This is a genomic window from Pseudomonas sp. GW822-FHT06B12 (assembly GCF_058799675.1).
This window is the reverse complement of sequence record NZ_JBXALR010000001.1, coordinates 214,845-241,323: the sequence shown is the minus strand read 5'-3', so window position 1 is coordinate 241,323 and position 26,479 is coordinate 214,845. Positions and strand designations below refer to the sequence as shown.

Below are 26,479 nucleotides of genomic sequence, written 5' to 3'. Positions count from 1 at the left end.
CAAGTACATGTCGGCTGCAAAAAGCTACACATCCGTTATTCATAATATAGGCACGTTCCTGACGGGCGATCTCGAAACTCCACTCATTGATGCAGACACGCTGGTCAGCGTTGACGGCATGATTACGTACATCGGGCAGGCTGCAGATGTAGACTTTTCAAATGCAGACCTGCTGATCGACGCGAAACAGAGCACTGTCATGCCGGGCTTGATCGACAACCACACTCACCCGACCCTTGGTGAATACAGCCCGCGCTCCGGCAACCATAATTGGATCTGGCACTCATTGCAGGGCGGCGTCACGACCATGATTTCTGCCGGGGAGGTGCATGTTCCAGGGCTACCCACTGACAGAGTCGGCACAATCGCAATGGCAATTGCCGCCCAACGCTCTTTCTCCAACACGCGCCCTTCCGGGGTAAAAATGGAAGCAGGTGCACCACTGCTCAATGATGAGTTTTCGGATCAGGACTTCGCCGAAATGGTTGCCCAAGGCATAAACCAACTGGGTGAGGTCGGCATAGGCCCCGTCAAATCCGTAAGCCGGGCAGCTGAGTTGGTCAAGATGGCTCGTAAGCACGGCATGACCTCTATTACCCACACCGGTGGCCCTTCGATCTCCGCCTCCCAGAGAATGGGTGCAGAAGAGATCCTTGAAATTGCGCCCGATATTATCGGACATATCAATGGCGGCTATACCGCACTGGCCCCAAGCCAGATCAGGTGTCTGTGTGAAGGTTGTCTGGGTGCCTTGGAAATCGTTCATAACGGGAATGAGTTCGCGGCGGTGACCACCTTGAACTATGCACGAGAACTGAACCAACTCGACCGCATAGTGATTGGAACGGACTCTCCCGCTGGCTGCGGCGTTCCCGCGCTCGGCATGCTCAGAGCAATTGCCCTGCTCAGTAGTTTCGGCGACGTACCACCGGAAAAGGCCGTCTGCTTTGCAACGGGCAACACTGCAAAGGTGCGAAAGTTGAACCGCGGGATTCTGAATGTCGGAAGAGAAGCCGACATTCTGATCGCCTGCGGCCCACTCGGTGGAGCAGAGCCCAGCGTACTGGGCAGTTTCAGCAGTGGTGACCTTCCGAGCATCACCTCGGTTCTGATTGATGGGCGGCTGATAGTGAGACAGTCCAAAAACTCACCACCGCCATCAGTCACGCCTGAAATAACACTCCGCACCTAATAGAAGCGTCCCCGAGAGGGACGCCGTCTTGAGAACACATGCATGCATAGAATCCTGCCCGAAATCACCCGCAGAGGGCCTTCCGTCCTCGCCTCCGGTTGCGCGATTGGATTGGCTATCCCTTATCTTGCAGACTTGGCGAGACCGTTGCTGCCCGTCATGGTGTTTATATTTGTCCTGGGCACTCTCCTGCGCATCAACAACGCTGAAGTGATCAAAGCGGCAAGAAACCTGAAAATATCGCTGATATTTCCAACCCTGATGGTAGTTGCTTGCCCTTACCTTTTCGGAATGGTTTCGCTCTACCTCAGTGGTAATCAGGAACTGTCCCTTGCTATAGCAATCGCCGTTGCCGCTCCGCCGGCAAGCGGAAATGCGGCAGTGGCGAGAATGCTCGGACTTGACCCTTCCATGTCGCTGGTCACCGCGCTCTGCTCAATGGCAATTATCCCGATTACCGCCCCGCTCATACTCTATGTGTTCGCAGACGGCCTTTCACTTTCCATAGACCCTATCGATCTGGCCATCAGATTGGCAGTGTTGATTGGAGGGGCCGAAGGGGCCGCAATATTGATACGACGCTTTTCGCAAACATTCGTCGCCACACACGGCCTCGCTATCGACGGTATTGTAGTGATTGCACTTTTCCTCTTTGCCGTAGGGACGATGGCGGGCATGCAACAGATTATTCTGGATAAACCCTCGCTGGCCATTTCAATGATAGCCATCGCCTACGGCATCAATACTTGCATGCAACTGCTCATGGGCTGGTTATATCCTGGTTCGCTGATATCGAAATTCACCATGGCACTCAACGGCGGCAATAGAAATGTTGGACTGTTATGGTCTGCCCTTGGCGTCAGCCTTTCCCCGACCATGACGTTGTACTTCGCATGCTGCCAGCTGCCTATCCACACCATGCCAAAAATACTTCAGTTTGCTTTGCCAAAAATCGAGAGCTTTTTGGAAAAACCAGCTGTAACCAAAATCTGAACTTGACCTATTACCGTCTGGAAACCCATAAAAAATGATTCTCACACCAGAGAATATTCAGCAGATTGCCGCGTGCTCTTCATCGGAATCCAAGGCCTGCTCGTGTATTCGAGGCTTGTCGCAGGGCTGGGAGACTTTGCCCAACGCACTAGAGGCGAGTAGCCTCTTGCGCTTCATAGGCGAGGTGACGATTAATAAAGAAGACCTCACCCTTGAAGAGTATCACCCGAACGGTACCCACTTCTGGTCTGAAGACGCCCCCATCTACTTTGAGTTCTACCCCTATAACATTTCAAGCGTTTGGGGCTGCACGCAGTGCTCGCGAGCGTTTCTGAGATTTTCGGAAGCGGGTGCATATCATTCAGAGCAACGCATCCGCATTCTGCGCACGGCGCTTATTAGAAACATTGCTCAAGAAAAACACCTTGAGCGGTAGCAGATTTATCGGCAACCGAGACGACGGCAAGCGATACGCTACACTTCCTTGGCTCTGCCGCGGCACCTGAGGTGCCAAAACCCTGTCTCCTGATCTGGAGGTATCCAATGAGCGATAGCACCGAACTCACTTCCTTCACCGGCTGGGCCGCAACGGCGGCCGGCGCTCCACTGGAGCGCTATAGCTACGATCCCGGTCCTTTGGGGGACGAGGAGGTCGAAGTCGCCGTGGAGTATTGCGGCGTCTGCCACTCCGACCAGTCGCTGATCGATAACGAATGGGGCATTAGCCACTACCCCTTTATTCCCGGCCACGAGGTGGTCGGCAGCATCGTGCGAGTGGGCACACAGGTACGTGGTCTCGAAGTGGGACAACGGGTGGGCATTGGTTGGTACAAGGGCAGTTGCATGCATTGCTCCTCGTGTATTGGAGGCTCCCACCATCTGTGCAGCACAGCCCAACCCACAATAGTCGGCAGCAACGGAGGCTTCGCCGACCGCCTGCGTTCGCACTGGGCCTGGGCTCTTCCAATACCGAACGGACTCGACCCGGCCATGGCAGGACCACTGTTCTGCGCCGGTTCGACGGTGTTCAACCCGCTGGTGGAATTCGACGTCAAGCCCACTGACCGGGTCGGCGTGGTGGGAATCGGTGGCCTCGGTCATCTGGCACTACGCTTCCTCAATGCCTGGGGCTGCGAAGTCACGGCCTTCACCTCGTCGTTGAGCAAGCAGGACGAAGCCAGGCGCCTGGGCGCGCACAACGTAGTCGCGTCGACCGACAGCAATGCGCTGAAGTCCATTGCCGGCACCCTGGATTTTCTCCTGGTCACCGCCAACGCCGACCTCGACTGGCCAGCCATGCTCGGAACCCTGCGCGGCAAGGGCCGCCTGCATTTTGTTGGCGCAGTGCCCGGCGCTATTCCAGTGCACGTGTTCGATCTGCTTCCCCAACAAAAGAGCTTGTCCGCCTCGCCGGTCGGCTCGCCCGGTACCACGGCGACCATGCTGGAATTCTGCGTACGTCATCAGATCCTGCCGCAGGTTGAGCACTTTCCCATGAGCCGGGTCAACGAAGCCATCGATCACCTACGCAGTGGCAAGGCGCGCTACCGCATCGTGCTGGACGCCAGCAAATGACCGACTGGCGCGTCGGGTAACGCCGCACGCGCCTTCAACTGCGGCTATTACAGCTGCCCCCTTCACTCGCTCAAAAAGCATGCTTTCGGTCCAGGCTGTCACCAAAGCCACGGATCACCTCCAGCAGCGACTTCACCCGCAGCGGCAGATTCCCGACCGGGTATACCGCGTGCATTTGAGGGCTATCGCCGGCGCTGGAGGTGAGCGTGTACTCGGGACAGACCCGAAGCAGGCGCCCCGCTTCCACTTCGGGCTCCGCCAGCCAGTCCGCCAGGCGGGCGATCCCGACGCCCGCCAGGGCCGCCTGGAACACCGCCACGCCGGAGCTGAAACGAAACTTCGGATGAACCCGAAAGCTGATGGCCTGCTGCTCACTGCGAAAATTCCACTCCTTGAGAATCCGCGGCGCCGTATGCAGGATCAGCGAGTGCGCTTCCAGCGCCTCGATGGAATCGGGCATCCCGCGCCGCTCCAGATACCCGGGGCTGGCATACAGGTAACGTGAATAACTCCAGAGCGGGAAGCCGATCAGGTCACTGGATTGCGGAAACGCGCCGCGAATCGAGAAGTCCAGCTTGCTCTTGGCCGGGTCGATGCTCTCATCGGTGAAAATCACATCGACGTTCACGTCTGGATAACGCTCGCAGTATTGCGCGATCAATCGGGGCAATACCCCGTGTCCGAGAAGCTCGGGGGCGGAAAAGCGGATCCAGCCGTAAGCCAGGCCACTGAGACCGGCCAGGTCTTCATCCGCCTCGCGTTGCAGATCCAGCATTTTGTAAGCGTGGGGCAACAAGTGCTCACCCGCCTCGGTCAAGCTCACGGCATTCGACGAGCGATTGAACAACTTGACCCCGACACTTTCCTCCAGGGCCTGAACGGCACGGGTCAACGAGCTGGGGGAACGCCCCAGAGTACGTGCCGCTGCGACGAAGCTGCGCTTGCGAGCCACCGTCGCAAAGGCTTCCAGCTCCCCCAACATATTCAGTGCCACTGCCCACCTCATTGCACTTTTCACAACGTGGCATTGCAACACAAAAAAGGCCCTTCCGTTAACCTTCCCGTTCAACCCACACCGCTGGACCTTCACCAACCCTTCATCGTCAGAGCCTGATTTCATGATCGATATTGTCATCCTTTGCGTATTCGCCTTCGCCGCCGGCCTGATCGATGCGGCGGTGGGCGGCGGCGGACTGATCCAGATACCCGCGCTGTTCAACGTGCTGCCCACGGCACAACCGGCGGCGCTACTGGGTACCAACAAGGTCGCGGCAGCCTGCGGCACCGCATTCGCGGCCCGGTCCTTCGTACGCAAGGTGGTGATCGATTGGGGGCTGGTGATCCCCGCCGCCTGTGCGGCCTTTGTCATGGCCTTCTTCGGAGCGGCCACGGTGTCGTCGGTCCCCCAGTCGATGATCCGGCCGGCGGTGTTGGTGTTGATCGTGCTGATGGCGATCTACACCTTCTGGAAAAAGGACTTCGGCGCCCTGCACAAACCCATGCGCATCGGTACCAGGGAAAAACTGCTGGCGGTCATCATCGGCGGTGCCATCGGCTTCTACGACGGACTGTTCGGTCCCGGCACCGGCAGCTTCCTGATTTTCCTGTTTATCCGCTGCTTCGCCTTCGACTTCCTGCATGCCTCGGCGTCGGCCAAGCTGGTGAACATCGCGACCAACGTCGCGGCGCTGATTTTCTTCATTCCGACGGGCAACGTGCTCTACCTGATCGCCCTCCCCATGGCGGCATTCAACATCCTGGGTGCGTTGACCGGTACCTGGCTGGCGGTTCGTAAAGGCGTGCCTTTTGTCCGGGCGCTGTTCCTGGTGTTGCTGGCGATCCTGATCAGCAAACTGTCTTACGACCTGTTCGTGTAAACCTGATCCGTGGCACCCCGAACACACCGGTACTGACTGTCCCCGAAGTGCTCCATTCATGCGAAATCTGTCAACAGTGTTTGTCCAATAGGCCGCTGTCTGGGAAAGGGGTAAACATCTAGCATCGTTTCTACCCGGTGAGCAAATTGAATAAACATCAACTAGCTCACGAGGTAAAACGACGCAGACCAAACCTTGAACCATACGGTGAATATGATGAATATTTCAAAAGTTGCGATCTTCCTTGCGTTTGGCAGTTTAGGCGCACAGGCATTTGCAGACGAGAGCCATTCAACAGTCGCGACCAGTAAAGCGCCGATTGAAAGTTACACTTACGAAACAAAGCTGGACATTAAAAAAGTCATTGCAATTACAGACGCCGCGGACCAGTGCGGACCGGTCCCTGTTCAAATGACGTATGAAGACTCTCACGGTCAACACCATGTCCTTCAGTATCAAGTAATGGGAACGGGCTGTTCAAACGGTTGAGTACTGTGCGGACGATGGAGGGTTGACACTCCATACCTGCAGCGCTAGCGAGCTCGAAAGCTGTTATCTTTTCTGGCTGAGCCCACGATTTCTTCATCGGATGCCAACAAGCCCGGAATGTAATCTTTAAGAAACTCTACCCATGTCTTTATTTTTGCATCCACGAACTTTCGCGATGGGTATATTGCAAATAAATTAAACTCTTCAAAATGATACTCAGGCAATACGCGCACTAACGTGCCGGCCCTGAGGCCGTCGACTGCAGAAGCAATAGGCTGAATACCGATACCCATCCCATTGGTTATGGCGACCGTCATGGCATCGGCGGTGTTGACGTGAAAGGGAGACAATGGAATGTTGACAGTCTCCACGCCTTCGGGCCCATCAAATGCCCAGTTTTCAACCGGCATTACGGTATTAACAATTCTCAAACAATCATGTGAGCAAAGAGCACTCGGAGAATCGGGGCGCCCGCGTTTTTTCAGGTACGCCGGCGAGGCGCAGAGAATACTGTAAGTGATGCCGAGCCGCTGAGCGACAAATCCTGAATCGGGTAGATCCCGCGCTAAAACAATCGACATGTCATAGCCCTCCTCCAGCAAGTCAGGTAGCCGATTAGTCAGTGTCAAATCAAACATTACCAAGGGGTGAGTCTCTCTATACCTGGCAATGGCTTTGATCACGTAATGATTGCCGATGGCTCCCATCGCGTGAATCTTGAGCCTGCCAACAGGCATGACCTGGGCGGTACCCGCTTCCTCTTCGGCCTCACGTACCTCCTCAAGAATTTTCTCGCATCGCTGCAAATAGCGCGCACCTGCTTCGGTCAACGCCAAGCGTCGGGTCGTGCGGTTAATCAGACGTGTTTGAAGCCTGGCCTCCAGACTGGAGACCGCTTTGGAAACGTTAGTTGTAGTGGTGTCCAATAGCTCAGCCGCCGCCGTAAAGCTGCCGCTCTGAGCGACAGCAACGAAAAAGCGCATGGTCTGGAAAACGTCCATCGTTTTCACCTCAGGGGGATATGGATGATTCGTAAGGCATATCTTTACTCCACTGTCCGGGGCCGCAGCCTCTATTGGTACGAATGGTTTTGTTCTTCGCGACTGGCAACTCGTTGCTCAAACACTCCGACGGAATTACCGCCGAGTGCCACATACAGCCGCACCGTATCGAGATACTGCGCCGTCTTCACTCTGAGTTGACCGAGTAGCGCCTGCTCATAGGCACGTTCAGCTTCCAGCACTTGGAGAATGCTGTTCTCACCTTGCGCGTAGGCTTGTTGGTTCAACCGAAAACTCGTTTCGGCAGCGCGTAACGCGTCCTCCTGCGCCAGGCTCTCCTCTGAGTCATGGTTTATTGCCTGCAGCGTGTCTGCGACCTGACCGAACGAATTGATGACGGTTTGCTGGTAACCGGCGAGGGTCGCCTTGTAGCCGTCGACTGCAGCCTGACGTTCAGCCTTGAGCGTTCCGCCATCGAAGATCGGCCCCGCCAGGCCCGCCGCGAAGCCCCAGAGTGCGGCGCCGCCATTGCCTGAAGCGGCCTGTGCCAGAGACGCGGACAACGTTACATGCGGATAGAGGTTCGCTGTCGCGACTCCAACGGCGGCATTGGCCATGTGCAGTTCAGCCTCTGCTTGCAGTACATCGGGCCGGTCGTGGGCCATCTCGGAGGGCAAGCTGACGGGCACGTTTGACGGCAATACAAACTCGGCAAGATTAAAGTCAGGCGCAATCCAGTCAGCAGGGCCTTTGCCCGTCAGAATCGAGAGCGCGTGGCGTGCCGAATCACGTTGCTGAGCGAGGGGTGGCAACAGCGTGCGGTCCTGAGCGAGCCGCGTCTCGGCCAGTGAAACATCGATCTGTGTAGTGGAGCCATTGATGTGCGCCATGCGCACAAGTTCGAGGTTCTTTGTGTCATTGGCGAGCAGCTTCTCGACGGCTTCCATCTGCGCGTTTGCAGAGGCAACCAACAACGCCTGGCTCGCGACATTGCCCGTCAGGGTCAGGTACGCCGCTTCGTATCGATGCTTCTGAAGATCCGTGAACGCTTCCTTCTGTTCGACCAGCCGCTTGGTTCCGCCGAAAGCGTCAAGGTCGAAGCCGACCCGCGGCCCAATCGAATAGAAATTGGAAACGGATGGCTCGGGCGCGTTATGTACCCGTTGGCGCCCAGCCTGAGCGCCAAAATCGACCTGCGGATACAGTGCCCCCTCCGCCGCGGCAACAGAAGACGCCGCTTGCCGGATCGTCGCATCTGCCGCCACGAGTTCAAGATTGCCGGCGATTGCCCGACGTACAACCTTGTCGAGTTTCTGCGAATGGAAGGCAGACCACCAGTCGCCGCTGGCCTTCTTGCCAAGCTCAATGTGCTGTTCGGCAACCTTGTTGCCACCCTCGCCAAGACGCTGCTCTGCCTGTTGATCATAGTGCTGCGACAGGCTCGCCGAGGGCGCTTTATAGTCAGGGCCGACGGTACAGGCGGACAGGAACATCAGAGCCGACACCGTACCGACCGTCGTTTGGAACAGCTGTCTGTTGAGTACGAACGTATTGGATTTCATTGGGCAGACTCCACGAAAACTAGTTGGTCGGAACGGGTTTGCGAAGAAAGACAACCAGCGGGCTCACCACCAGCATCGCCAGCATCAAAATCTTGAACTGGCCGATAACCGCGATAAAAGCCGCCTGGCCGGTGATCATTTCGTTGAGCCCCCCGAGTGCTTGCAAGGAGGTCGACGCCGTCATGGAATGTGCAGCGGCGCGATAAGGCGTCAGATGGCTTGCCAGCGCCACGTGCATCGTTTGCGTGTTGTTGAAGAAGAAGATTTGCACGACCGCAACGCCGAGGGTGCTTCCGTAAACACGGGCCAGATTGAAAAAACCGGTACCTTCCGGACGGAACCTGGGATCGAGCGTGCTGAAGGCCACCTTACTGATCGCCGGCATCAAGACACCGAGGCCGATTCCCTGGAGTGCACCGGCCACCGCCACGGGCCACCAGTCCATCAACGGCGAATAGCCGAGCATCAGCCAGTTGGCATAAGCCACCAGCGCCACGCCCACGGCAACAAAGAGTCGCGAGTCGATACGAGCAGAAACACGGCCCATCAGCAGAAATGCACCTACCAGCCCGACACCTCGCGGTATCGTCAGGTAGCCGGTCGTGTCAGGTGGGTATCCGAGAATTTCATCCAGCATCGGCGATGTCAGGGCCATCGTCGGCAACAGCACAAAACCGAGTGCGAAAAAGATGATCGTCGACAGCACGAAATTGCGGTCTTTGAACAAACTTTTGTTGAGAAAATGCACCTTCGCGGTCAGTACATGAACAACGAACAGGTAGAGCCCCACTGCACCTGCCACCGCTTCCAGCCAGATCTCGGGCGAAGAAAACCAGTCCAGGCGCTCACCGCGGTCGAGCAGCATTTGCAACCCGATCATTCCCAGCGTGAAGGTGCCAACGCCGAAAAAATCAAAAGGCGGGCTTTTCTCGGCCTTTTTCTCGGCAAGCAACAACGTCGCCACCAGGAAGATAAACGCCGATAGCGGAAGGCTGATGTAGAAAATCGAGCGCCATTCGTAATGTTCGCAGACCCAACCACCGATACTCGGGCCGCTGACGATCCCCAAAAGCACAATGGCCGTGAACACCGAACCAAATTTCGCGCGCTTGGCAGGTGGCAGTGTCTCCATTGCAATGGCCATCGAAAGCGGTGCCAGCAGGCCACTCGCGGCGCCTTGAATAATGCGCGCACCGACGAACTCCAGCGGGGTCGTTGCCTGCATAGCGAGCAATAAGCCAAGGACGAAGAAGGCTATCGCGGCTTGATACACGATCTTCAAGCCATAGCGTCCGGCGAGCCACTGCGCAATCGGCAGGGTGATGGCGCTCGCAGCGAGGTATGAAGTGAATACCCAGCCAGCCTCGTCGTCGGTCATCGACAAGGCGCCCTGAATAAACCTCAGTGCCGCATTTGGCAGAGGCAGGTTCGCAGACTGCATATAGGTCGCCAGCAGAGCAGCAAACCTGAGCGTGCGCGCGCCCTCTCCTCCCGGGGTTCCAGCAAGGTTGGCGTTCATCGGTCGGTACCTGCGGTCAACAGCGCTTTGAGCGGGTGCCACCAGGGAGTGCGATACCCGGTATCGACCTTGACCGTGGCGCTGGTACCCGAGAAAAGCGGCTGAGCAGGATCCACCTCATCGAGTTCGAGTCGCACCGGTACCCGCTGGACAACCTTGACCCAGTTGCCGGTCGCATTTTCGGGCGGCAGCAATGCGAAGTCCGATCCGGCACCAGGGCTCATGCTGGTCACGTGGGCTTTGAATACGTGATCAGGGTAAGTATCGATACTGATCGTTGCTTCCTGGCCTGGACGCATGTGGGTCACCTGCGTTTCGCGGAAGTTGGCCTCAACCCAAATCTGCCGATCCGATAGCAGGGCAAATACGGGCGCACCGTTGTTTACATAGTTGCCAACCTGTAAATCGTCGACCTTGGCCACGATGCCATCGTCCGGCGCATACACCGTCGCATACGAGAGGTAGAGCTGCGCCTCGTCGAGCTGAGCCTTGGCCTCCCGAACCGCCGGGTGGTTATCGGCTTCGATGTCTGGATTGCCGTTCAACGCAACGACCGTACTGGCGACCTGCTGTTCGATAGACGCTATTCGTTGCCGTGCAACTTTAAGGTCTGTGTCTGCGCGCTCATAAATTGCGCGCGAGACGAACTCGGTAGCGACCAGCGCCTTCTTCCGGACGAACTCCCTTTGGTCGAAATCGGCCGACTCTTTGGCCGATTGCAATTCAGCCTGCTGCTGCCGGTAGCTTGCCTTGAGTCCAGCTATGCGAAGCCGCGCGACGCTCAACTGTGCGTCTGCACGGTTAACCGCGATCTGGAACGGCTCCGGGTTGATCCGAAACAGAACCTGCCCCTTGCGAACAGGCTGATTGTCCTCGACCGCGATTTCGACGACTTGTCCGGAAATGCGCGCGTTGATCGATGCCTTGGCCACCCGAGCGTAGGCGTTATCGGTCGAAACAAAGGGCTCGCCTGCCACATAGTGTGCGTACCCCACCGCAGCGAAGAGGACAGGGAAACCCACCATAAGGAGTGGTCGTAATTTCTCTTTGAGCGGTTTCTTGATGGGCGTGTAAGTCTGGTTCGGCCCTGGGTGCTCGAAGGTCTGCGAAGCTGGGATGTCGAACTGTTTGGTCATGATCGAATACACCTTTAACCGGGAAATCGGGCTAACACCTGCAAGAATCGCCTGCGGCCCTGATGTCAATAATTGCTGTGAGAAAGCAAGCCCATGCGCGGCCAGGAGGATCGCTCTGCCGCACCTGTTTCATCGTCGCAACACCCAGTTCGAGCCCCGCTACAACAAACCTGAAATTCAGGAACTTCTGGCTCCTTAATTTTGTGCAATGATGTAAGAATATGCCCTGACCGACCTTCACTCAAGGATTTTGTACAACATGGCACAAAAAAATATTACAGAAGGGAAAGGCCGGGGCCGCCCCCGCGCGTATGACCCGCAGACAGCGCTGCAACAGGCACTTGGGGTTTTTTGGAGCACCGGATATTCCGGCGCTTCTCTGGATAGCATCGCTACTGCGGCCGGCATGAATCGCCCAAGCCTCTATGCGGCATTCGGTGACAAGCACGCTCTCTATATCAAGGCGCTTGAGCAGTATTGGGAGATTGCCGCGGCGGCCATGCACGAGGCGCTGACGGACAACGATCTGACATTGGAGCAGGCGTTGATGCGCTTCTACGAGGGGCAGTTGTCGATCTACTTCTCGGGTGAGGGCCAACCGCGTGGCTGCTTTGCGATCGGCACGGCGACTACCGAAGCCGTCGAGGACGCTGAAATACGAGAGGTACTTTCGGATCGACTCAGCAGGCTCGATGCCGATCTCGAAACGCGCCTGCGAGCGGCAATCGATGCCGGCGAGTTGAAAAGCGATGTCGACCCAGCGGCCCTCGCCGTACTTGCGTCATCCCTGCTGCACAGCATTTCGATACGTGCGCGGGCGGGCAAATCCCGCGCTGAATTGACGAAGCTTGCACGCGATGCGGTAAGCGTGATCTGCAGTTGAGAGGTTTTACGGTGGGCGAAAGACTCGAAGATATTCTTACAGAGCATCTTGCAGTGATTTTTTGTGGCATTAATCCAGGAGTGACTGCTGCCGCCCAAGGGCATCATTTTGCGGGCAGAGGCAATCGCTTCTGGCGCACGCTCCATCTCGCCGGCTTTACGCCGGAGGAAATACGCCCGGAAAACGATCGGACACTCTTGCAGTATCTGTGTGGATTAACGGCTGTGGTCGAACGGCCTACGGCGCGAGCGGATCAGCTGTCTTTACATGAATTCATCGCTGCCGCTGCGGATTTTGAACAAAAGATCGCGCGCTATGCGCCACGCTTTGTGGCTTTTCTCGGTAAAGCGGCATATTGCGCATTATCTGGCCAACGAGAAATTACCTGGGGGCTTCAGTCAAAAACCTTTGGTAATGCCTCGGTATGGGTCCTGCCCAATCCCAGTGGGCGAAATCGCGCGTTCACGCAGGATCAACTGGTTGGCGCGTACCGCCAACTCTGTTTAGCAGTCGTACAAAACACTCCTCGATGACCGCCCGTAACCCCGAATGGGCGTTAGCTCATACTTCACTATTCTTAATCTCACACCGCTGGAACGGTTGAATGCAGGCTTGGCGACATGAGCGCCAGGCGCAAAGGTAGGGAGACGAGGCAGCCACTTGAATAGAGAATCGAATGATGAAAATGCTACTGATGGTCGAGTGCCCGAATGAACCCTTCAACTCTCTCGTCAGAGCCGGGAAGGTAGGCGAAATCATTGGGCGTATCCTGGAGAGCATCAAACCGGAGGCTGCCTACTTTACCGAGCAGGATGGAAAGCGCGGCGGGATTTTCCTGATCAACGTACAAGACTCATCTGAAATCCCCGGTTTTGCAGAACCGTTCTTTCTCAACTTCGATGCCAACTGCAAGTTCCGTCTTGTCATGAGCCCGCAGGACCTGCAAAAGTCCGGTCTGGAAGCGCTGGGAAAAACATGGGGATGAGGAGCGATCGGTCCGGGGGCGATTATCTCCGCCCCCAAACCATCCTCCACCAGTCGCGACGACCCCGCTGGGCAAAGGTGATTGCGGGTAGCTATGATTGGAGACCATGACAGCCACCTTGCAGATTCGACAATCCTGCCCGCCCGGCGCCTGCGACTGCGGGCGTGAACAGCTGCTGGACATACCCAGCAGTGATTTGCGCATCCTGTACCTGACTCGCCAGGAGGAAAAGCGCCTGCTCGATCGACTGGAAAATCTTCAGAGCATGACCGACCTCGAGCATATGCAGCGCCGGATGTACGAGCAGTTAGGCATTCGCCTGCAAATCACCCCAAGCTTCCACGAAGTGCGAAGCATGCGCGGCATCGGTATTCACCTCTTGGATCAACCCGGCCTGTGTCGCAAAACCCGCCAATCGATCCCGGCAGCCATTCGCCGCGGTTTGGAGATGCATCCGGAGATTGCCTACGAGTTGCTCAACGCTCATGACCTTTTGCGCGATGCCTGAGTGTTCAGAGCCACGGCAGCGCGAATGAGCGCCTTCAACGCTTCTTCATCAATCCTGTCGCCCTCATGCAAATCAATGGCACGCCTGGTGTTGCCTTCGAGGCTGGAGTTGAAGAGACCTGAAGGATCTTCCAACGAGGCGCCCTTGGCGAAGGTCATCTTCACGACACGCTTGTACGTCTCACCGGTGCAGATGATTCCGGCGTGCGACCACACTGGAACACCTCTCCACTTCCATTCCTCGACCACCTCGGGGTCGGTCTGCCGGATGAGCGTTCGGACCCGAGCGAGCGTCTCGCCCCGCCAATCGCTCAGCTCCTTGATTCGCGCATCTATCAGCTGAGAGGCAGAGCCTGCCCCCTCTCCTTCCTTAGAGCCAATCTGCTCGTTTTTCATAATGGTTTCACCCTCCTCATGGTGGTTGTCGCTCGACCGCCACGTGAGTATTGCTGACTGACGGCTTTCCTCCAGGCAATCAATGACCGTTATGATTCGAAAGCTGCCGGTCGCGACCCGTCGTGCGTTAAATCAGTGACCATTTTGAGGTCGTGCCTGGCAGTCGTTCCAGACATCGCGTATCAAGTCCTTGAGCATTAGCGCCTCGGCCCAGCGATCGGTGATGTCGCCTCCGTCAGCCCCCGTGATGGCATAGGGTGGTGGGCCGAGTTCACAGGTGAAGGACAGGCTGGCGGGCGTGTTCGGGCGGGCCAGCCAATCCTCGATCCCATAACGCCACCAGCCGAGGAAACGCTCCAGCCAGGGTCGATGCTGAGCGAAGCTCAAGGGCACCTGGACCTGTTCGCAGTTGGCGACACGACCATGAAACCCCCAACTGTGGCGCAGGATGGTATGGATCTGTTCGTCGTCTTCGGCAGCGGCCGGCTCTGGCAGTTCGCGGCCCACGACATAGTGGGACAAGTCGGCTAAAAGCTTGAGATCGGGCATTTCAGCGAGAATGTCGAGCGTGAACAACAGGTCACTGGTGAGGCGATAACGGTGGGTTTCAAGAAGAACGGGAAAGTCCACCTGCTCGGCCAGTCGCTGCCAGCCTTCGATCAGCTCGATAGCCTGCGCCAGCGTGCGCGGCCTGATGTCTGCTTGCAGCGTGAGATGGTGGCACCCGTAACGGCAAGCGACGTCAATCGCTGCCGCCAGATCATCCACGGTCCGGGGGAACACCTGACCTTCGATTTGCAGGCCTTGCGCCTTGGCGGCGGCATTCAGGCGTGCAGCATGTTGCGCGACCCAGAAATGGTCGGTGATCCCGTCGAAGCCGGCGGTAGCGATTTTTTCCAGCTGCGCTTCAATGGATAGGTCGCATTGGCCACGGTGATCGTGCATGGCCCAAAGGGACTGGAAGACCAGGAATTCACGCATGTCAGCTCCTCAGCAATTGTTTGAGCGGCACATCGGCGTCGGCCAGAGCGTCCACCGAGAGGTGGTTCTGGTTAGCGATCAGCCGTTCGCACAGCTTGATGTCCTTGGCGACGTTATTGCCCTGGCCCCAGCCGCAGGCGCCCTGCAAACGTTGCTCGGCATCGAGGTAGAACAACAGAAAACCGCCACCCGGGGTTGTCCGGCTCGCCGTGGGCTCTGTGTTTGAGATCACGCCCACGATCTGCAGCCCCCAGTCGTACTGATCGGACCAAAAACCGGGAATGACCTCGAAGGGCAGTTCGCCGCCCAACAGATTCAGGGCTGCGTGACGGCCCTGGGTCTCGGCGTTGCGCCAGGTTTCCTGACGCTGGAAAACACCTTGCGGGTGCAGCCGAAACTCACAGACATCGCCCGCCGCAAAGATATCCGGCGCACTGGTGCGCAGCTGGGCATCGACACGGATGCCCTGGCCGACCTCAAGCCCGGCGGCCATGGCCAACTCAGTGTTGGGTCGCATGCCGATGCCCACCACCACCAGATCGCAGAGCAGCAACTGGCCGTCGACCAGTTGCACGGACTCAACGCCGGTAGTGCCCTGCACCGCCTCAATGACCACGTTCAGTCGGACATCCACGCCCTGGCTGCGATGCAGTTCCAGCAGCACGCTGGACAACCGCTCCGGCAGGACGCGGCCAGCCAGGCGCGGTCCGGCCTCGAGCAAGGTCACGGCGCAACCCAAGGCACGGGCGGTCGCTGCGACTTCGAGTCCGATGAAGCCGCCACCGATGATCACCAATCGAGCCTCGGGCCGCAGCAAAGCGCGCAGTGCCAGGGCCTCGTCATGGGTACGCAGATAAAGCACATTGAGCAGATGCTCGGGCACGGAGGTCAGTCGCCGCGACCGCCCTCCCGTCGCAAGCAACAGACGGGCGTAATGTAACCAGCTGCCGTCGGCCAATTGCAGACGATGCTGCTGCGGATCCAGGCATTTCACCGGGTTGCCGGCCAGGTGTTCGATGTCCAGTTCGGCGAGCTGAGCGCTATCGCACAGACTGCAGCCCGCCAGATCCACCGTGCCCTGCAACAGCCCTTTTGACAGCGGCGGACGTTCGTAGGGAAGGTGGAACTCGTCGCCGATCAGAATCAGCCGACCGCGATAACCTTCGCCGCGCAAGGTCAGGGCCGCGCGGCCACCCGCATGCCCGGCGCCGACGATGACCAGTGGAGCATTGGCAGAACTCATGGCACAGACTCCGCGCAGTTAAACCGTGATGGCGAGCAGCACACGCCCCGCTTCGACCCGGACTTCATAGGTCTTGAGATTGACGCACACCGGTGCGCCAAGGGCTTTGCCGGAGCGGTAGTCGAAACGCCCGTTGTGCTTGGGGCACTCGACGACATGATCCATCACCAAACCATCAGCCAAGTGGATGGACTCGTGGGTGCACAGGCCCGCAGTGGCGAAAAACTCGCTGTTAGCGGAGCGGTAGACGGCATAGGTGTGCTGGCCATGGTCGAAGCGAATGACATCTTCGTCGTCGATATCGTCCACGGCACATACATCGATCCATTGATCGGTCATGGCGTTTTCTCTTGTAGTGGTACAGATAGGAAGGTGTCAGGCCGGCGTTACTTCAGGTTCTGCCTGGACGTTGGCGGCCGGCGCTGCGCGTTGTGGCAAAGGACGAGAGACGAAATAAGTCGGGTCTTTGCGCTGCTTCCAGATGGTCGGGATGATTTCCTTGAAGGCCTCGAACAGGCTGGTGTAAGGCGGCGGGCAGTCACGGCGGATATCCTCGTGAAGCTGCGCCAGCGCGTGAAACGGCACCATCGGATACATGTGATGCTCAAGGTGATAGTTCATGTTGAGGTACATGAAGCGCAGCACCGGGTTCATGTAAATCGTGCGGCAGTTGCTGCGGTGATCGAGTACGTCCTCAGCCAGGCCGACATGCTGCGAAAGGCCGAACAGGTAGGACAGCCAACCGCCATAGAGGGTCGGCAGGCCGATAAACATCAGCGGCAACCAGCTCTGCAGATAAACCGCAGTACCCACGGTGAGCGCATAAATCGCTAGCCAGACGCGTGCGTCCCTCACCACCTTGGGCCACTCGGACTCGGGGATGAACGTCTGCTCTTCTTCACCCATCCGCCCTACCGCGTGCTTGCAGACTGACCACATCGTGTTCAACGCGTAAGGCATTCTGAACAGGCTCAGCACCATATTTATCAGGCTTGGCGGACGTGGTTCGACGATCTCCGGATCGCGGCCGACGATCACGGTGTCGGTGTGGTGCCGTGCATGGCTCCAGCGCCAGACTTGGGGTTCGAACATGAACATGAAGCTCGACAGCTGATAGACCACATCATTCATCCAGCGGGTCTTGAACGCCGTACCGTGACCCGTTTCGTGCCAACGGGCATTGGACGCCGTGCCGTAGAGCAGCCCGTAGACGAAGAAGAACGGAACGCAGGCCCAGGAGCCCCAGAACCAGTAACCGCCGAACCCGGTGACGACCATCGAGAGCAGCCAGATCGCGGTATCGCGCAACGCCGGGCCATCGCGGCGCTGCATCAATTCCTTCATGCGTTTACGGGAAATGGGCGATTGGTACCAGCTTGCCGATACCAGACCTTTTTGCGCCGCTTTGGCGGCTTCGGGACCGATCAATCGATAATCCCGAGGCACGGGTTTATCGGGGTGTTCAAAGGCTGCGTTTTGTTCAGGCATTTTATTGTTCTCCGCAAGCTTGATGGTTTTAGGCACTTGCTTCGATGCGGGATCACATCGTTGGAGAAAAGATAGAGAGCGCACTGATTACCCTCAAGCCCTTGAATACATTCCCTATCAAGCTATCATCCAGGCCCATTGAAGCTTGATAGTTTTCTATCAAAGCGCTTGCGGGGCCTGCCATGAACACCACTAAACGCCCAACCATCGCCACGGTTGCCGAGCACGCTGGCTTGAGTGTCGCCACCGTGGACAGAGTGCTCAACGCCAGGGCCCCAGTCAGCCCGGCCACCGCCGAGCAGGTATTCCAGGCCGCCGAAGCGGTCGGTTATTTTGCTGCCAGGCTGATCGGCCAGCGAATCCGCGAACGTCGTCCCAGCTACCGTTTCGGCATCCTCTTGCTCGGCACCGCCCAGGCGTTCTATGGCAACGTTGCCGCCGCCATCACCGAGGCCGCGCAACGTCAAACCGGTGCCAACCTGAGCTGTCATTTCGAATACGTATTCGATCGCACGCCCAGCGCCATCATTGCCCAGATCGAACAACTGGCAGTGCAGTGCGATGGTCTGGCGGTGGTCAGCTTCGCGCATCCGCTGATCAATGCCGCCATCGCTCAGATCAGAGCCGCCGGCGTGCCGGTGATCGCCCTGCTCTCCGACATCCATGAGGCAGCAGATGAGCCGTACGTCGGCCAGGATAATCATGAGGTCGGGCGCACCATGGGCTGGCTGATGGCTCACACCTGTGGTGCACGCAAAGGCAGCATCGGGGTACTGCTCGGCGGCCACCGTTTTCTCGGCCATCAGGCTCGGGTCGAGGGGCTGCGCAGTTACCTGACGGAGCACGCACCGGGGTTGCGACTGCTTGAAGCGGTGATCAATCTGGACAACTGTGACATCACCGAAGAGGCAACGCTGGAACTCCTGGCGCGCCACGACGACTTGCGGGGGCTGTGCGTGGTCGGCGGTGGCGGCGACGGAATCATCAGTGCCCTGTCGCAGGTGCCGAAGCGGCCGTCGCTGTGCAGTATCCTGCAGGAGTCGACCGAGCTGTCGCGACAAGCCCTGGCTCAAGGATTGATCAGCCTGGTCATCGATTCCCAGCCGCGCTTGCTGGCGGCAGCGCTGGTCGACTTGCTGGTCGAGCTGCAGACCGCGACGGGCTTCGATCCGATACGGCATCGGATCCATGTTCCGTTGCAGATCATGACCTCAGAGAACGCCCGAGGCTGACGGCATGAACACCCCCATCAGAGGTGGGGTCCCGAACGGAAAGCATCGGCACTCAGCCCGAACCGATTCATCTTGTTGTACAACCCGCCACGAGAAACATTCAGCTGCCTGGCGGCCAGGCGGATGTTGCCACGGGTATCCCTGAGGGCCGCGATGATCGCATTCATTTCATGGGCGCCAAGGTCCAGGGCAGCCTGGGGTTCAGGCAAACTTCCCGGCGTCGACTGACGTAGCCTTTGCCTGATTTCAAGCGGTAGATCGGCTGGCTGGATCAACTCGGTAACCGCCAGATTGGTCGCGCGTTCAATGGTGTTTTCCAACTCGCGAACATTACCCGGCCAGCTGTAGGCTGAAAGAATATCCAACGCCTCTGGCGAAATGCCCTGCACCGATTTGCGCAGCGACCGGGCGCAACGACCGAGAAAGTGTCGCGCCAGCAATGGAACATCCTCCCGGCGCATCCGCAGCGGCGGAACCGTCAGGTTCAGTACGTTGAGCCGGTAGTAAAGATCCTCACGGAAGGCGCCCTCGGCCACCGCCTGGCTCAGGTTGCGGTGGGTGGCGGCGATGATGCGGACATCCACCTGCTGCGATTTTTTCGCGCCCACGCGAGTCACCTCGCCTTCTTGCAAGACTCGCAGCAGGCTGACCTGGGCATCAAAAGACATGTCACCGATTTCGTCGAGGAAGATCGTTCCGCCATCGGCCAATTCGAACTTCCCGGCAGATCCTCCGCGGGCCGATCCGGTGAAGGCCCCTTCGACATGACCGAACAATTCGCTCTGTACCAGGTCTCGCGGAATGGCCCCGCAATTGACAGCCACAAAAGGACCGCTGCAACGGTCGCTGGCGTTATGGATCGCCTGGGCGAACAGCTCCTTGCCGGTACCGCTTTCACCCAGGATCAGCGTGGTCGAGTCACTGCGACTGGCAATCCGCCCCAGGTGCAACGCGTCCTGTATGGCTCGCGAACTGCCCTGAATAGTCTCGAAGGTGTAGCTGGCTTGAGTGCCAATGATCCGCCGGGTAATTTCCCGAATGCGCCTGTTCTCGCGCAACGACACAATGCGCCCACCCTGCTCCAGTGAGCACACGGACACCAGGCACGCCAGGTGGCTGCGATCATGCAGCTCAAATGTGCAATCCAGATCCCGCAGCCCCTCCCCTCCGCGCAGCAGAATTTCATCGCTCAGTTCGCTCTGGCCCAGACGCTGGAACGGGCTGCCCAGCAGCTCCAGCCCCACGCGGAACAATTGGCGGGCATAACGGTTGAGCGCCTTGATGCAGCCCCGTTCATCCAGCACCACAAGTCCCTCGTTGAGCACTTCAAGGACGGTTTGTTGTTCTTCCAAAAGTGTCTGCAGCGCCATCTGCCGCGAGACCGCTTCGGCCGCTGCCTGGACGGTGCCCAGCGTATGGAAATGAAACCAGCCCGGCTCTGCGGTCAGGGTCAGCATGGCCGCCGTCCTGCCCTGAGCATCCCTGATCGGCGCGGCTGCACAATGCATGCGCCGCCGACGCAGGCCGCTCCCGAAGTTTTCCTCGGCCAGCACATAGACCAATCGGTCTTCGGCAATCGCCAGCCCTGTGCAGTTGGTGCCCTGCACCGACTCCAGCAGTCGGCTACCCACGGGGGTGATGTCCAGGCCGCAGAAATACAGCGTCGTGCCTTCGGCATCGGTCAGATTGATATGGCCCCTGGGGTTGTAAGCCAGCAACCCTCTCATGACCTCCGCCGCCGCTGCGATCAAGACGCGATTGGCCGCCAGCGTCGCGGCCAGAACGGCGGGGGCAACAAACCGGTATTCGCCATCATCAGGGTCGAGGCCGGCACTGACGCTGCGCAGCCAGGAGTCCCAAATGACCTGCCTGACCCCGACAGGTCGATCGGTGCACCCCTTCAGACAAGCCAGCCAGGCCTGGTCCAACTCAGCGATCGGTCCTTCGTTCAGCGACGCAGGACCGAGAGCGGTAAGGTAATCGAGGTCTTGCACGCTGAAGGCCATTGGCTGTGGGGTCATCATCGACATCCGCCTCTATGTTCATATTTTTGACATGTTATTATAGACATGTCATGTGAATGAACACTCCTTTCATAAAAAATCGACTAACTCTTTAAATATCAATGACTTAAATATTGGCACAGCCCTTGCTCCCTGCTGTGTACCAGCGGGGACATTCCTGCTGTCGAGTCATTGAACAACAATAAAAGGGAGTCATTTCATGAGTACGTCCAAGATCATCCGCCTGGGTCTCATCGGCGCCGGCCGCATGGGCAGCTTTCACGGCCAGACTGCCGCCAGACACATTCCCGGCGCCTGCCTGGCCGCCATCGCCGACCCTACACCCGGCCAGGCCGCCCGCCTGGCGACAGAATTGGGTGTGCAGCGGGTCTATACCGATCCACAGCAACTGCTCGATGACCCGGAAATAGATGGCGTGTTGATCGCCGCCCCGGCCCGCAGCCATGCCGAACTAGTGATCAGTGCGGCCCGGGCCGGCAAAGGCGTGTTTTGCGAAAAACCCATGGCCATCACCCTGGATGAGGCCGACCGTGCCATCGCCGCAGCCGCCGACGCGCGCGTAACGCTGCAGGTCGGCTTCAACCGTCGCTTTGCCAAGAGCTTTCGGGCTGCTCACCTGGACGTGGTCGCAGGCCGTATCGGTACGCCGCAACTACTGCGCTCGCTGACTCGCGATCCGGCGCTGAACAATCCGGCCGCCTCGCCGCAGTGGGTGATTTTCCTCGAAACCCTGATTCATGACTTCGATACCCTGCGCTACCTGAATCCCGGCGCCGAAGCGGTCGAAGTCTTTGTCATGGCCGATGCCCTGGTCGCACCGGACTACAAGGACAAGGGCCTGCTGGACACCGCAGTGGTGACGATCCGTTTCGACAACGGCGCCATCGCGACGGCCGAGGCCAATTTCCAGGCGGTCTATGGCTACGATGTTCGGGGGGAAGTTTTCGGCAGCGCAGGCATGCTGAGCATGGGCAGCCTCAATGACTCCGACCTGGTTCGCTATTTGGCCAATGGCATCCAGGCCGACACCCAGCGCATGGACACCGACCTGCTGCGTGATGCCTATGTGGCCGAACTCAACCACTTTGTCGACTGCCTGCGCACTGGCGAAAAACCACTCGCCAGCGGCGAAGATGCCCGGGCGGCACTGGCCATTGCCCGCGCGTGTATCGAGTCCTTCCAGCAAGGCAAACCTGTGCGCGTGCAAGGAGGTCGCTCATGAGTTTCACACCGTTCAAACTGGCGATCAGCGCCGAGATGGTCTTCCTCGACCTGCCGTTCACCGAACGCGTCAAACGTATTCACGCGCTGGGTTTTAGCGCCGAACTCTGGGACTGGACTAAGAAAGACATTCCAGCCCTGGTCGCCACCGGCGCTGACTTCACCTCCATGACCGGCTACATCTCGGGCAACCTGACCGATCCCGAGGACATCCAGCACCTGCTCGACAGCGCAAGAGAATCGCTGGCCGTCGCCGCACAACTGAATTGCCCGAGCCTCAACCTGCATGGCACCGGTCTTGGCGACAAAGGCTTGCCGGTCAAACCCGTGGCTCACACCACTGGGCGCATGTGGTTGAGCGCCTGCAAGACCCTGGAAAAAATCGCTCGCCTAGGCGAAGACGCCGGCCGGGTATTCTTGCTGGAAAACCTCAATACCGAGGTGGACCACCCCGGCACCCCCTTCGCTCGCGCCGAAGATACCCTGGCACTGATCGAGGCCGTGGGCAGCCCTCATTTGAAGATGAACCTGGACCTCTACCATGCCCAGATCGGCGAAGGAAACCTGATCGAACTGATCCAGCGTGCAGGCAGCGCCATCGGGGAAATCCAGGTCGCCGATGTCCCCGGCCGCATGGAGCCCGGCACTGGCGAAATCCATTATCCAGCCATTGCCAGAGCCTTGTTCCGCATGGGATACACCGGTGTCGTCGGGCTTGAGGGGTGGGCCAGTGGCGATAGCGAAGTGGCACTCGAACGCTTTCGACTAGCCTTCACGCTTGATTGAGAGAGCCACACAATGCCAACGGCGCTCTCGGCGGATTTGAATCAGAGAGCGCCAGAAATCCTCACGTTTGATCTTGATGAATTTCAACTCATAACTACAAAAGGAAAACCATCATGCGACGTTACACACTGTTTATTACCTCGCTGCTCCTGCTCAGCAGCCAGTGGGCTCACGCCGACTATCGCATTGGCGTGAGCATTGCCAAGGTCGACGATAACTTCATGACCTATGTGCGCAGCGGCCTGGAAACGGCCGCCAAACAGGAGAAGGTGCAAATCCAGTTCGAGGACGCTCAGGGTGACGTGGTGCGTCAGCTGAATCAGGTCGAAGGCTTTCTCAACCAGAAAGTCGACGCGGTCATCGTCCTGCCCGTGGACACTGCCGCGACTGCCAATATGACCCGCGCTGCTGTCGCGCAGAACATTCCGCTGGTCTACGTCAACCGCCGCCCGGACGAGCGCGTCTTGCCCAAAGGCGTGGTCACCGTGGCGTCCAACGACATTGAGGCCGGACAACTGCAGATGCGTTACCTGGCCGACAAGATGGGTGGCAAAGGCAACCTGGCGATCATCATGGGCGACCTGGCGCAAAACGCTACCCAGGGCCGAACCGATGGGGTCAAGGATGTGCTCAAGGATTATCCCGGGATCAAGATCGTCGAGCAGCAAAGTGCCGAGTGGCAGCGCAGCAAAGGGATGGATCTGACCAGCAACTGGGTGCTGGCTGGCTCAAACTTCGATGCCATCGTCGCTAACAACGACGAGATGGCCATCGGCGCGGCCATGGCCCTGCAACAGGCCGGCAAGGCCAAAGGCTCGGTTCCGGTGGTCGGCGTAGACGGCTTGCCTGACGGACTGGCGGCCATCAAACGCGGTCAGTTGGCGGCCTCGGTGTTTCAAGACCCCAAAGCCCAGGCGACCAGCGCCCTGCAAGCCGCCATCAAGATGATCAAAGGCGAACCGGTCGAAGCAAATGTCTGGGTGCCCTACAAGCTGATCACGCCGGACCTGGTGGCGACTTACGAGCAGCACTTCAAATAATCCCAAGCAGGGGCGTGATTCGGCCCACGCCTCCTCAATGCGAAATTATCCCGTGGTCCATCGCGTATTTGACCAAGGCCGCGGGCTTGTCGATGTTGAGTTTGCGACGGATGCTCAAACGATGGGTCTCCACAGTCCGAACGCTGATGTCCAGCTCGCGAGCCATTTCCTTATTGTTCATTCCCTGAACCATCTTGCACAGCACTTGACTCTCGCGCGGCGTCAGTTCGTTATCGGTCGGCTTGTCGGCGATGAGCCTCTGTGCGATTTCTGCACTGTAAAACGTCCCGCCGCTGGCGATAGCTTCAATGGCCGCAATGATTTCCCGTGAAGGTGCATTCTTCAGCACATAGCCGCTGGCGCCAGAACGAACAGATTCACTCACATACTCATAGTTGTCGTACATGCTGAGTACAAGAATCTTCAGCAACGGATACTGCTTGCTCAACACGCGGGTCAGTTCAAGCCCGTTCATGTCCTTCAGACTGATGTCGACCAGTAACAGGTCCGGCTGACAGAGCCTCACCATCTCAATCGCCTCGGCTCCATTCTCGGCTTCTCCCACCACCTCCAGGGGAGACATGACCGCCAGCAGAGCCTTGATCCCGTCACGGACCAGGGAGTGATCGTCGACCAGGGCGACGCGGATTGGGTAGAGCAGGTTCATCGGGGGCGTTCACTCTTGTTGTTATTGGGCGAGTCAGTATTTTGTACCGGGAATTTTCATCGGCAGCAGAATGTCCAGCACACTTCTTCCCGGCGTCGATGTGAGGTCGAATCGTCCGCCAAAATGCTCGACACGCTCACGGATATTGCGCAGGCCGATGCCGGAGTGACGACGTTCGACTTGAGCGACGTTGAAACCGATACCGTCATCGACCACTGTCAGCCGTATGGACTCTTCGGACCCGTGCAGGGTAATGGATACGTTTTGGGCCCGTGCATGTCGTTCGATGTTGGTCAGGCCTTCTTGCACAATGCGAAACAACGAGACCGACGCCCCATCGACCAGGTGGCAATCGAATTCGTTGTTGTCGCAGGTCACCACGAGCCCGCTTCGCTGCTCGAACTCTGCGGCGAGTTGACCAATCGCCGCCGGCAGACCCAGCGTGTCGAGCAGCGACGAGCGCAGGTCGTGAGAGAGGCTGCGAACCTCGCCAATTGCGTCTCCCAGGCGCTCCGTGGCTTCTCGTAAAATGCTCAACCCCGTGTCTTGTCCATTCTCCAGCACATGGCTGGCCAGTTCGAACTGGAACTTTATGGAAACCAGTACCTGGCTGATACCGTCGTGCAGCTCACGGGAAACCCGTGATCGCTCTTCCTCCTGCAAACTGACGATACGCTGGGTCAAACGTTGAAGTTTTTTGTCGGCCAGACGCTGCTCGCTGACGTTCAGCGTCATGCCGCTGGCGAAGACGAAAAGCACTGCCACGAGGGCCACCACGGCAATCGCGAGCATCGTTTTGCGGATGCCCTGAGCCACCTCGTCACGCGCCTGCTGTGTGGCGCGCTCAACGTCCTCAAGGTAGATGCCGGTACCGAGCATCCAGCCCCAACGATCCAGCATCACGACATAAGCGAGCTTGTCGGTCACTTGACCGGACGAGGGTTTGTTCCAGGCGTAACGTTGAAAGCCTTCTCCTGATTCCGCACTTTTCAGTAACGCCTGGATCACCGGCAAACCGTGAGGGTCCTTCATGTCCCAGAGGTATTTGCCCACCAGTTCCGACTGCCGCGAATGCATCAGACTGCGACCCTGGCGGTCGTAGACGAAAAAGTAGCCATTGATACCAAAGCTGAGCTTACGCAGTTCTTCCAGAACCTGTTGCTGCGCGCGCTCGTCACCCTTGCCGTTGTCGTATAGCGGCGCGATCAGGCTTTGCGCCATTTCAACGTAGTTTTTCAGCTCTGCTCGCTTGCTGGCCAGAATGCTGTCTTCGATCAATTGCGCCTGCTGATCACCCAGCTGGCGGTTCAGAGAAATCACCAGCGCGCAGATGACCGCAATCGCCAACACCAGCGGCAGAATCCCGAGCGCGACGATTTTATGTTTGAGCTGCATCTCTGCTCCTGACCGGGCCGAGGGAAGGCGAAGGCTTGGCATCATATGCCAAAGACACGCGCGTCCAGTAGCGACGCTGGACGGAATGACGTGCGGCTCAGTTGAAATGCAAAACCTGTGGGAGCGGGCTTGCTCGCGAAGGCGGTCTATCAGACGACATCGATGTTGAATGACAGATTGCTTTCGCGAGCAAGCCCGCTCCCACAAAGAGATCAGCGCCGTCTACGTAGAACTACGCAGATGGTGCGTACGTAGTCGTGCGGATACATTTATTGACGGCATACGCG

28 protein-coding genes are annotated in these 26,479 nt (G+C 58.2%); 15 read left to right on the top strand and 13 right to left on the bottom strand.

Going from position 1 to position 26,479, the window contains the following annotated elements:
* The first annotated feature begins 7 nt into the window (after positions 1-7).
* The 4 genes from AC1RKH_RS01195 (at position 8) to ahr (ending at position 3,760) form a co-directional block, all read left to right on the top strand.
* Positions 8-1,192: an amidohydrolase family protein gene (locus AC1RKH_RS01195; RefSeq protein WP_493060765.1), complete on the top strand. Its 1,185-nt coding sequence runs from the start codon at positions 8-10 to the stop codon at positions 1,190-1,192.
* Between the two features lie 42 nt (positions 1,193-1,234).
* The gene (locus tag AC1RKH_RS01190; RefSeq protein WP_493060764.1) at positions 1,235-2,185 is read left to right on the top strand and encodes a hypothetical protein; all 951 of its coding nucleotides are present in this window, start codon (positions 1,235-1,237) and stop codon (positions 2,183-2,185) included.
* Positions 2,186-2,219: 34 nt separating this feature from the next.
* Positions 2,220-2,621 carry a hypothetical protein gene (locus tag AC1RKH_RS01185; protein WP_493060763.1) on the top strand — a complete coding sequence of 134 codons (402 nt, stop codon included), beginning with the start codon at positions 2,220-2,222 and terminating at the stop codon, positions 2,619-2,621.
* Positions 2,622-2,728: 107 nt separating this feature from the next.
* A complete protein-coding gene (ahr, locus tag AC1RKH_RS01180) occupies positions 2,729-3,760 on the top strand; it encodes an NADPH-dependent aldehyde reductase Ahr (protein WP_493060762.1) in 1,032 nt (343 codons plus the stop codon).
* Between the two features lie 70 nt (positions 3,761-3,830).
* Here the strand turns inward: ahr and AC1RKH_RS01175 are convergent, their stop codons facing one another.
* Entirely contained in the window at positions 3,831-4,754 is a 924-nt protein-coding gene (locus tag AC1RKH_RS01175) for a LysR family transcriptional regulator (RefSeq protein WP_493060761.1), read from the bottom strand.
* Between the two features lie 124 nt (positions 4,755-4,878).
* Between AC1RKH_RS01175 and AC1RKH_RS01170 the strand changes: the two genes are divergently transcribed.
* On the top strand, positions 4,879-5,637 hold the full coding sequence (locus AC1RKH_RS01170) for a sulfite exporter TauE/SafE family protein (RefSeq protein ID WP_493060760.1): 759 nt from the start codon (positions 4,879-4,881) through the stop codon (positions 5,635-5,637).
* Between the two features lie 216 nt (positions 5,638-5,853).
* Complete coding sequence (locus AC1RKH_RS01165) at positions 5,854-6,126, top strand: DUF2790 domain-containing protein (protein ID WP_493060759.1); 273 nt, start codon at positions 5,854-5,856, stop codon at positions 6,124-6,126.
* Between the two features lie 44 nt (positions 6,127-6,170).
* Here AC1RKH_RS01165 and AC1RKH_RS01160 read toward each other — a convergent pair whose 3' ends face one another.
* The 4 genes from AC1RKH_RS01160 to AC1RKH_RS01145 all read right to left on the bottom strand — a co-directional run bounded on the left by AC1RKH_RS01160 (position 6,171) and on the right by AC1RKH_RS01145 (position 11,344).
* Positions 6,171-7,127 carry a LysR family transcriptional regulator gene (locus tag AC1RKH_RS01160; RefSeq protein ID WP_493060758.1) on the bottom strand — a complete coding sequence of 319 codons (957 nt, stop codon included), beginning with the start codon at positions 7,125-7,127 and terminating at the stop codon, positions 6,171-6,173.
* 71 nt (positions 7,128-7,198) lie between these two features.
* The gene (locus AC1RKH_RS01155; RefSeq protein WP_493060757.1) at positions 7,199-8,689 is read right to left on the bottom strand and encodes an efflux transporter outer membrane subunit; all 1,491 of its coding nucleotides are present in this window, start codon (positions 8,687-8,689) and stop codon (positions 7,199-7,201) included.
* A gap of 19 nt (positions 8,690-8,708) precedes the next feature.
* Positions 8,709-10,208 (bottom strand): MDR family MFS transporter, encoded by a 1,500-nt coding sequence (locus AC1RKH_RS01150; RefSeq protein WP_493060756.1) that lies wholly within the window; start codon positions 10,206-10,208, stop codon positions 8,709-8,711.
* Positions 10,205-11,344: an HlyD family secretion protein gene (locus tag AC1RKH_RS01145; protein ID WP_493060755.1), complete on the bottom strand. Its 1,140-nt coding sequence runs from the start codon at positions 11,342-11,344 to the stop codon at positions 10,205-10,207. The genes AC1RKH_RS01150 and AC1RKH_RS01145 overlap by 4 nt, the downstream gene beginning before the upstream one ends.
* Here AC1RKH_RS01145 and AC1RKH_RS01140 point away from each other — a divergent pair.
* From AC1RKH_RS01140 to AC1RKH_RS01120, 5 genes are all read left to right on the top strand, one after another.
* On the top strand, positions 11,343-11,543 hold the full coding sequence (locus AC1RKH_RS01140) for a hypothetical protein (RefSeq protein ID WP_493060754.1): 201 nt from the start codon (positions 11,343-11,345) through the stop codon (positions 11,541-11,543). The genes AC1RKH_RS01145 and AC1RKH_RS01140 overlap by 2 nt on opposite strands.
* Before the next feature lie 60 nt (positions 11,544-11,603).
* Positions 11,604-12,227: a TetR/AcrR family transcriptional regulator gene (locus AC1RKH_RS01135; protein ID WP_493060753.1), complete on the top strand. Its 624-nt coding sequence runs from the start codon at positions 11,604-11,606 to the stop codon at positions 12,225-12,227.
* Between the two features lie 11 nt (positions 12,228-12,238).
* The gene (mug, locus tag AC1RKH_RS01130) at positions 12,239-12,760 is read left to right on the top strand and encodes a G/U mismatch-specific DNA glycosylase (RefSeq protein ID WP_493060752.1); all 522 of its coding nucleotides are present in this window, start codon (positions 12,239-12,241) and stop codon (positions 12,758-12,760) included.
* A gap of 146 nt (positions 12,761-12,906) precedes the next feature.
* The gene (locus tag AC1RKH_RS01125; RefSeq protein ID WP_493060751.1) at positions 12,907-13,212 is read left to right on the top strand and encodes a panthothenate synthetase; all 306 of its coding nucleotides are present in this window, start codon (positions 12,907-12,909) and stop codon (positions 13,210-13,212) included.
* 106 nt (positions 13,213-13,318) lie between these two features.
* Entirely contained in the window at positions 13,319-13,720 is a 402-nt protein-coding gene (locus AC1RKH_RS01120; RefSeq protein WP_493060750.1) for a hypothetical protein, read from the top strand.
* Here AC1RKH_RS01120 and AC1RKH_RS01115 read toward each other — a convergent pair.
* The 5 genes from AC1RKH_RS01115 to AC1RKH_RS01095 all read right to left on the bottom strand — a co-directional run bounded on the left by AC1RKH_RS01115 (position 13,696) and on the right by AC1RKH_RS01095 (position 17,827).
* Positions 13,696-14,115: a DUF1801 domain-containing protein gene (locus tag AC1RKH_RS01115; RefSeq protein ID WP_493060749.1), complete on the bottom strand. Its 420-nt coding sequence runs from the start codon at positions 14,113-14,115 to the stop codon at positions 13,696-13,698. The two genes, AC1RKH_RS01120 and AC1RKH_RS01115, sit on opposite strands and share 25 nt — an antisense overlap.
* 132 nt (positions 14,116-14,247) lie before the next feature.
* Positions 14,248-15,096: a sugar phosphate isomerase/epimerase gene (locus AC1RKH_RS01110; RefSeq protein ID WP_493060748.1), complete on the bottom strand. Its 849-nt coding sequence runs from the start codon at positions 15,094-15,096 to the stop codon at positions 14,248-14,250.
* A 1-nt stretch (position 15,097) separates the two neighbouring features.
* Positions 15,098-16,339 carry an NAD(P)/FAD-dependent oxidoreductase gene (locus tag AC1RKH_RS01105; protein ID WP_493060747.1) on the bottom strand — a complete coding sequence of 414 codons (1,242 nt, stop codon included), beginning with the start codon at positions 16,337-16,339 and terminating at the stop codon, positions 15,098-15,100.
* Positions 16,340-16,357: 18 nt separating this feature from the next.
* Positions 16,358-16,678 carry a MocE family 2Fe-2S type ferredoxin gene (locus tag AC1RKH_RS01100; protein WP_007904516.1) on the bottom strand — a complete coding sequence of 107 codons (321 nt, stop codon included), beginning with the start codon at positions 16,676-16,678 and terminating at the stop codon, positions 16,358-16,360.
* Between the two features lie 36 nt (positions 16,679-16,714).
* Entirely contained in the window at positions 16,715-17,827 is a 1,113-nt protein-coding gene (locus tag AC1RKH_RS01095) for a fatty acid desaturase family protein (RefSeq protein WP_493060746.1), read from the bottom strand.
* 182 nt (positions 17,828-18,009) lie between these two features.
* Here AC1RKH_RS01095 and AC1RKH_RS01090 point away from each other — a divergent pair, with 182 nt between their 5' ends.
* Positions 18,010-19,059, top strand: coding sequence for a LacI family DNA-binding transcriptional regulator (locus AC1RKH_RS01090; protein ID WP_493060745.1), 1,050 nt, complete (start codon positions 18,010-18,012; stop codon positions 19,057-19,059).
* Positions 19,060-19,076: 17 nt separating this feature from the next.
* Here AC1RKH_RS01090 and AC1RKH_RS01085 read toward each other — a convergent pair whose 3' ends face one another.
* Positions 19,077-21,080: a sigma-54 interaction domain-containing protein gene (locus AC1RKH_RS01085; protein WP_493060744.1), complete on the bottom strand. Its 2,004-nt coding sequence runs from the start codon at positions 21,078-21,080 to the stop codon at positions 19,077-19,079.
* Between the two features lie 202 nt (positions 21,081-21,282).
* Between AC1RKH_RS01085 and AC1RKH_RS01080 the strand changes: the two genes are divergently transcribed.
* From AC1RKH_RS01080 to AC1RKH_RS01070, 3 genes are all read left to right on the top strand, one after another.
* Entirely contained in the window at positions 21,283-22,305 is a 1,023-nt protein-coding gene (locus AC1RKH_RS01080) for a Gfo/Idh/MocA family oxidoreductase (RefSeq protein ID WP_493060743.1), read from the top strand.
* Positions 22,302-23,090 (top strand): TIM barrel protein, encoded by a 789-nt coding sequence (locus AC1RKH_RS01075; protein WP_493060742.1) that lies wholly within the window; start codon positions 22,302-22,304, stop codon positions 23,088-23,090. The genes AC1RKH_RS01080 and AC1RKH_RS01075 overlap by 4 nt, the downstream gene beginning before the upstream one ends.
* Before the next feature lie 113 nt (positions 23,091-23,203).
* Positions 23,204-24,130: a sugar ABC transporter substrate-binding protein gene (locus AC1RKH_RS01070; protein ID WP_493060741.1), complete on the top strand. Its 927-nt coding sequence runs from the start codon at positions 23,204-23,206 to the stop codon at positions 24,128-24,130.
* Between the two features lie 34 nt (positions 24,131-24,164).
* Here AC1RKH_RS01070 and AC1RKH_RS01065 read toward each other — a convergent pair whose 3' ends face one another.
* Entirely contained in the window at positions 24,165-24,797 is a 633-nt protein-coding gene (locus tag AC1RKH_RS01065; protein WP_493060740.1) for a response regulator, read from the bottom strand.
* 33 nt (positions 24,798-24,830) lie between these two features.
* Positions 24,831-26,192: a cache domain-containing protein gene (locus AC1RKH_RS01060; RefSeq protein WP_493060739.1), complete on the bottom strand. Its 1,362-nt coding sequence runs from the start codon at positions 26,190-26,192 to the stop codon at positions 24,831-24,833.
* Positions 26,193-26,479 lie beyond the last annotated feature (287 nt).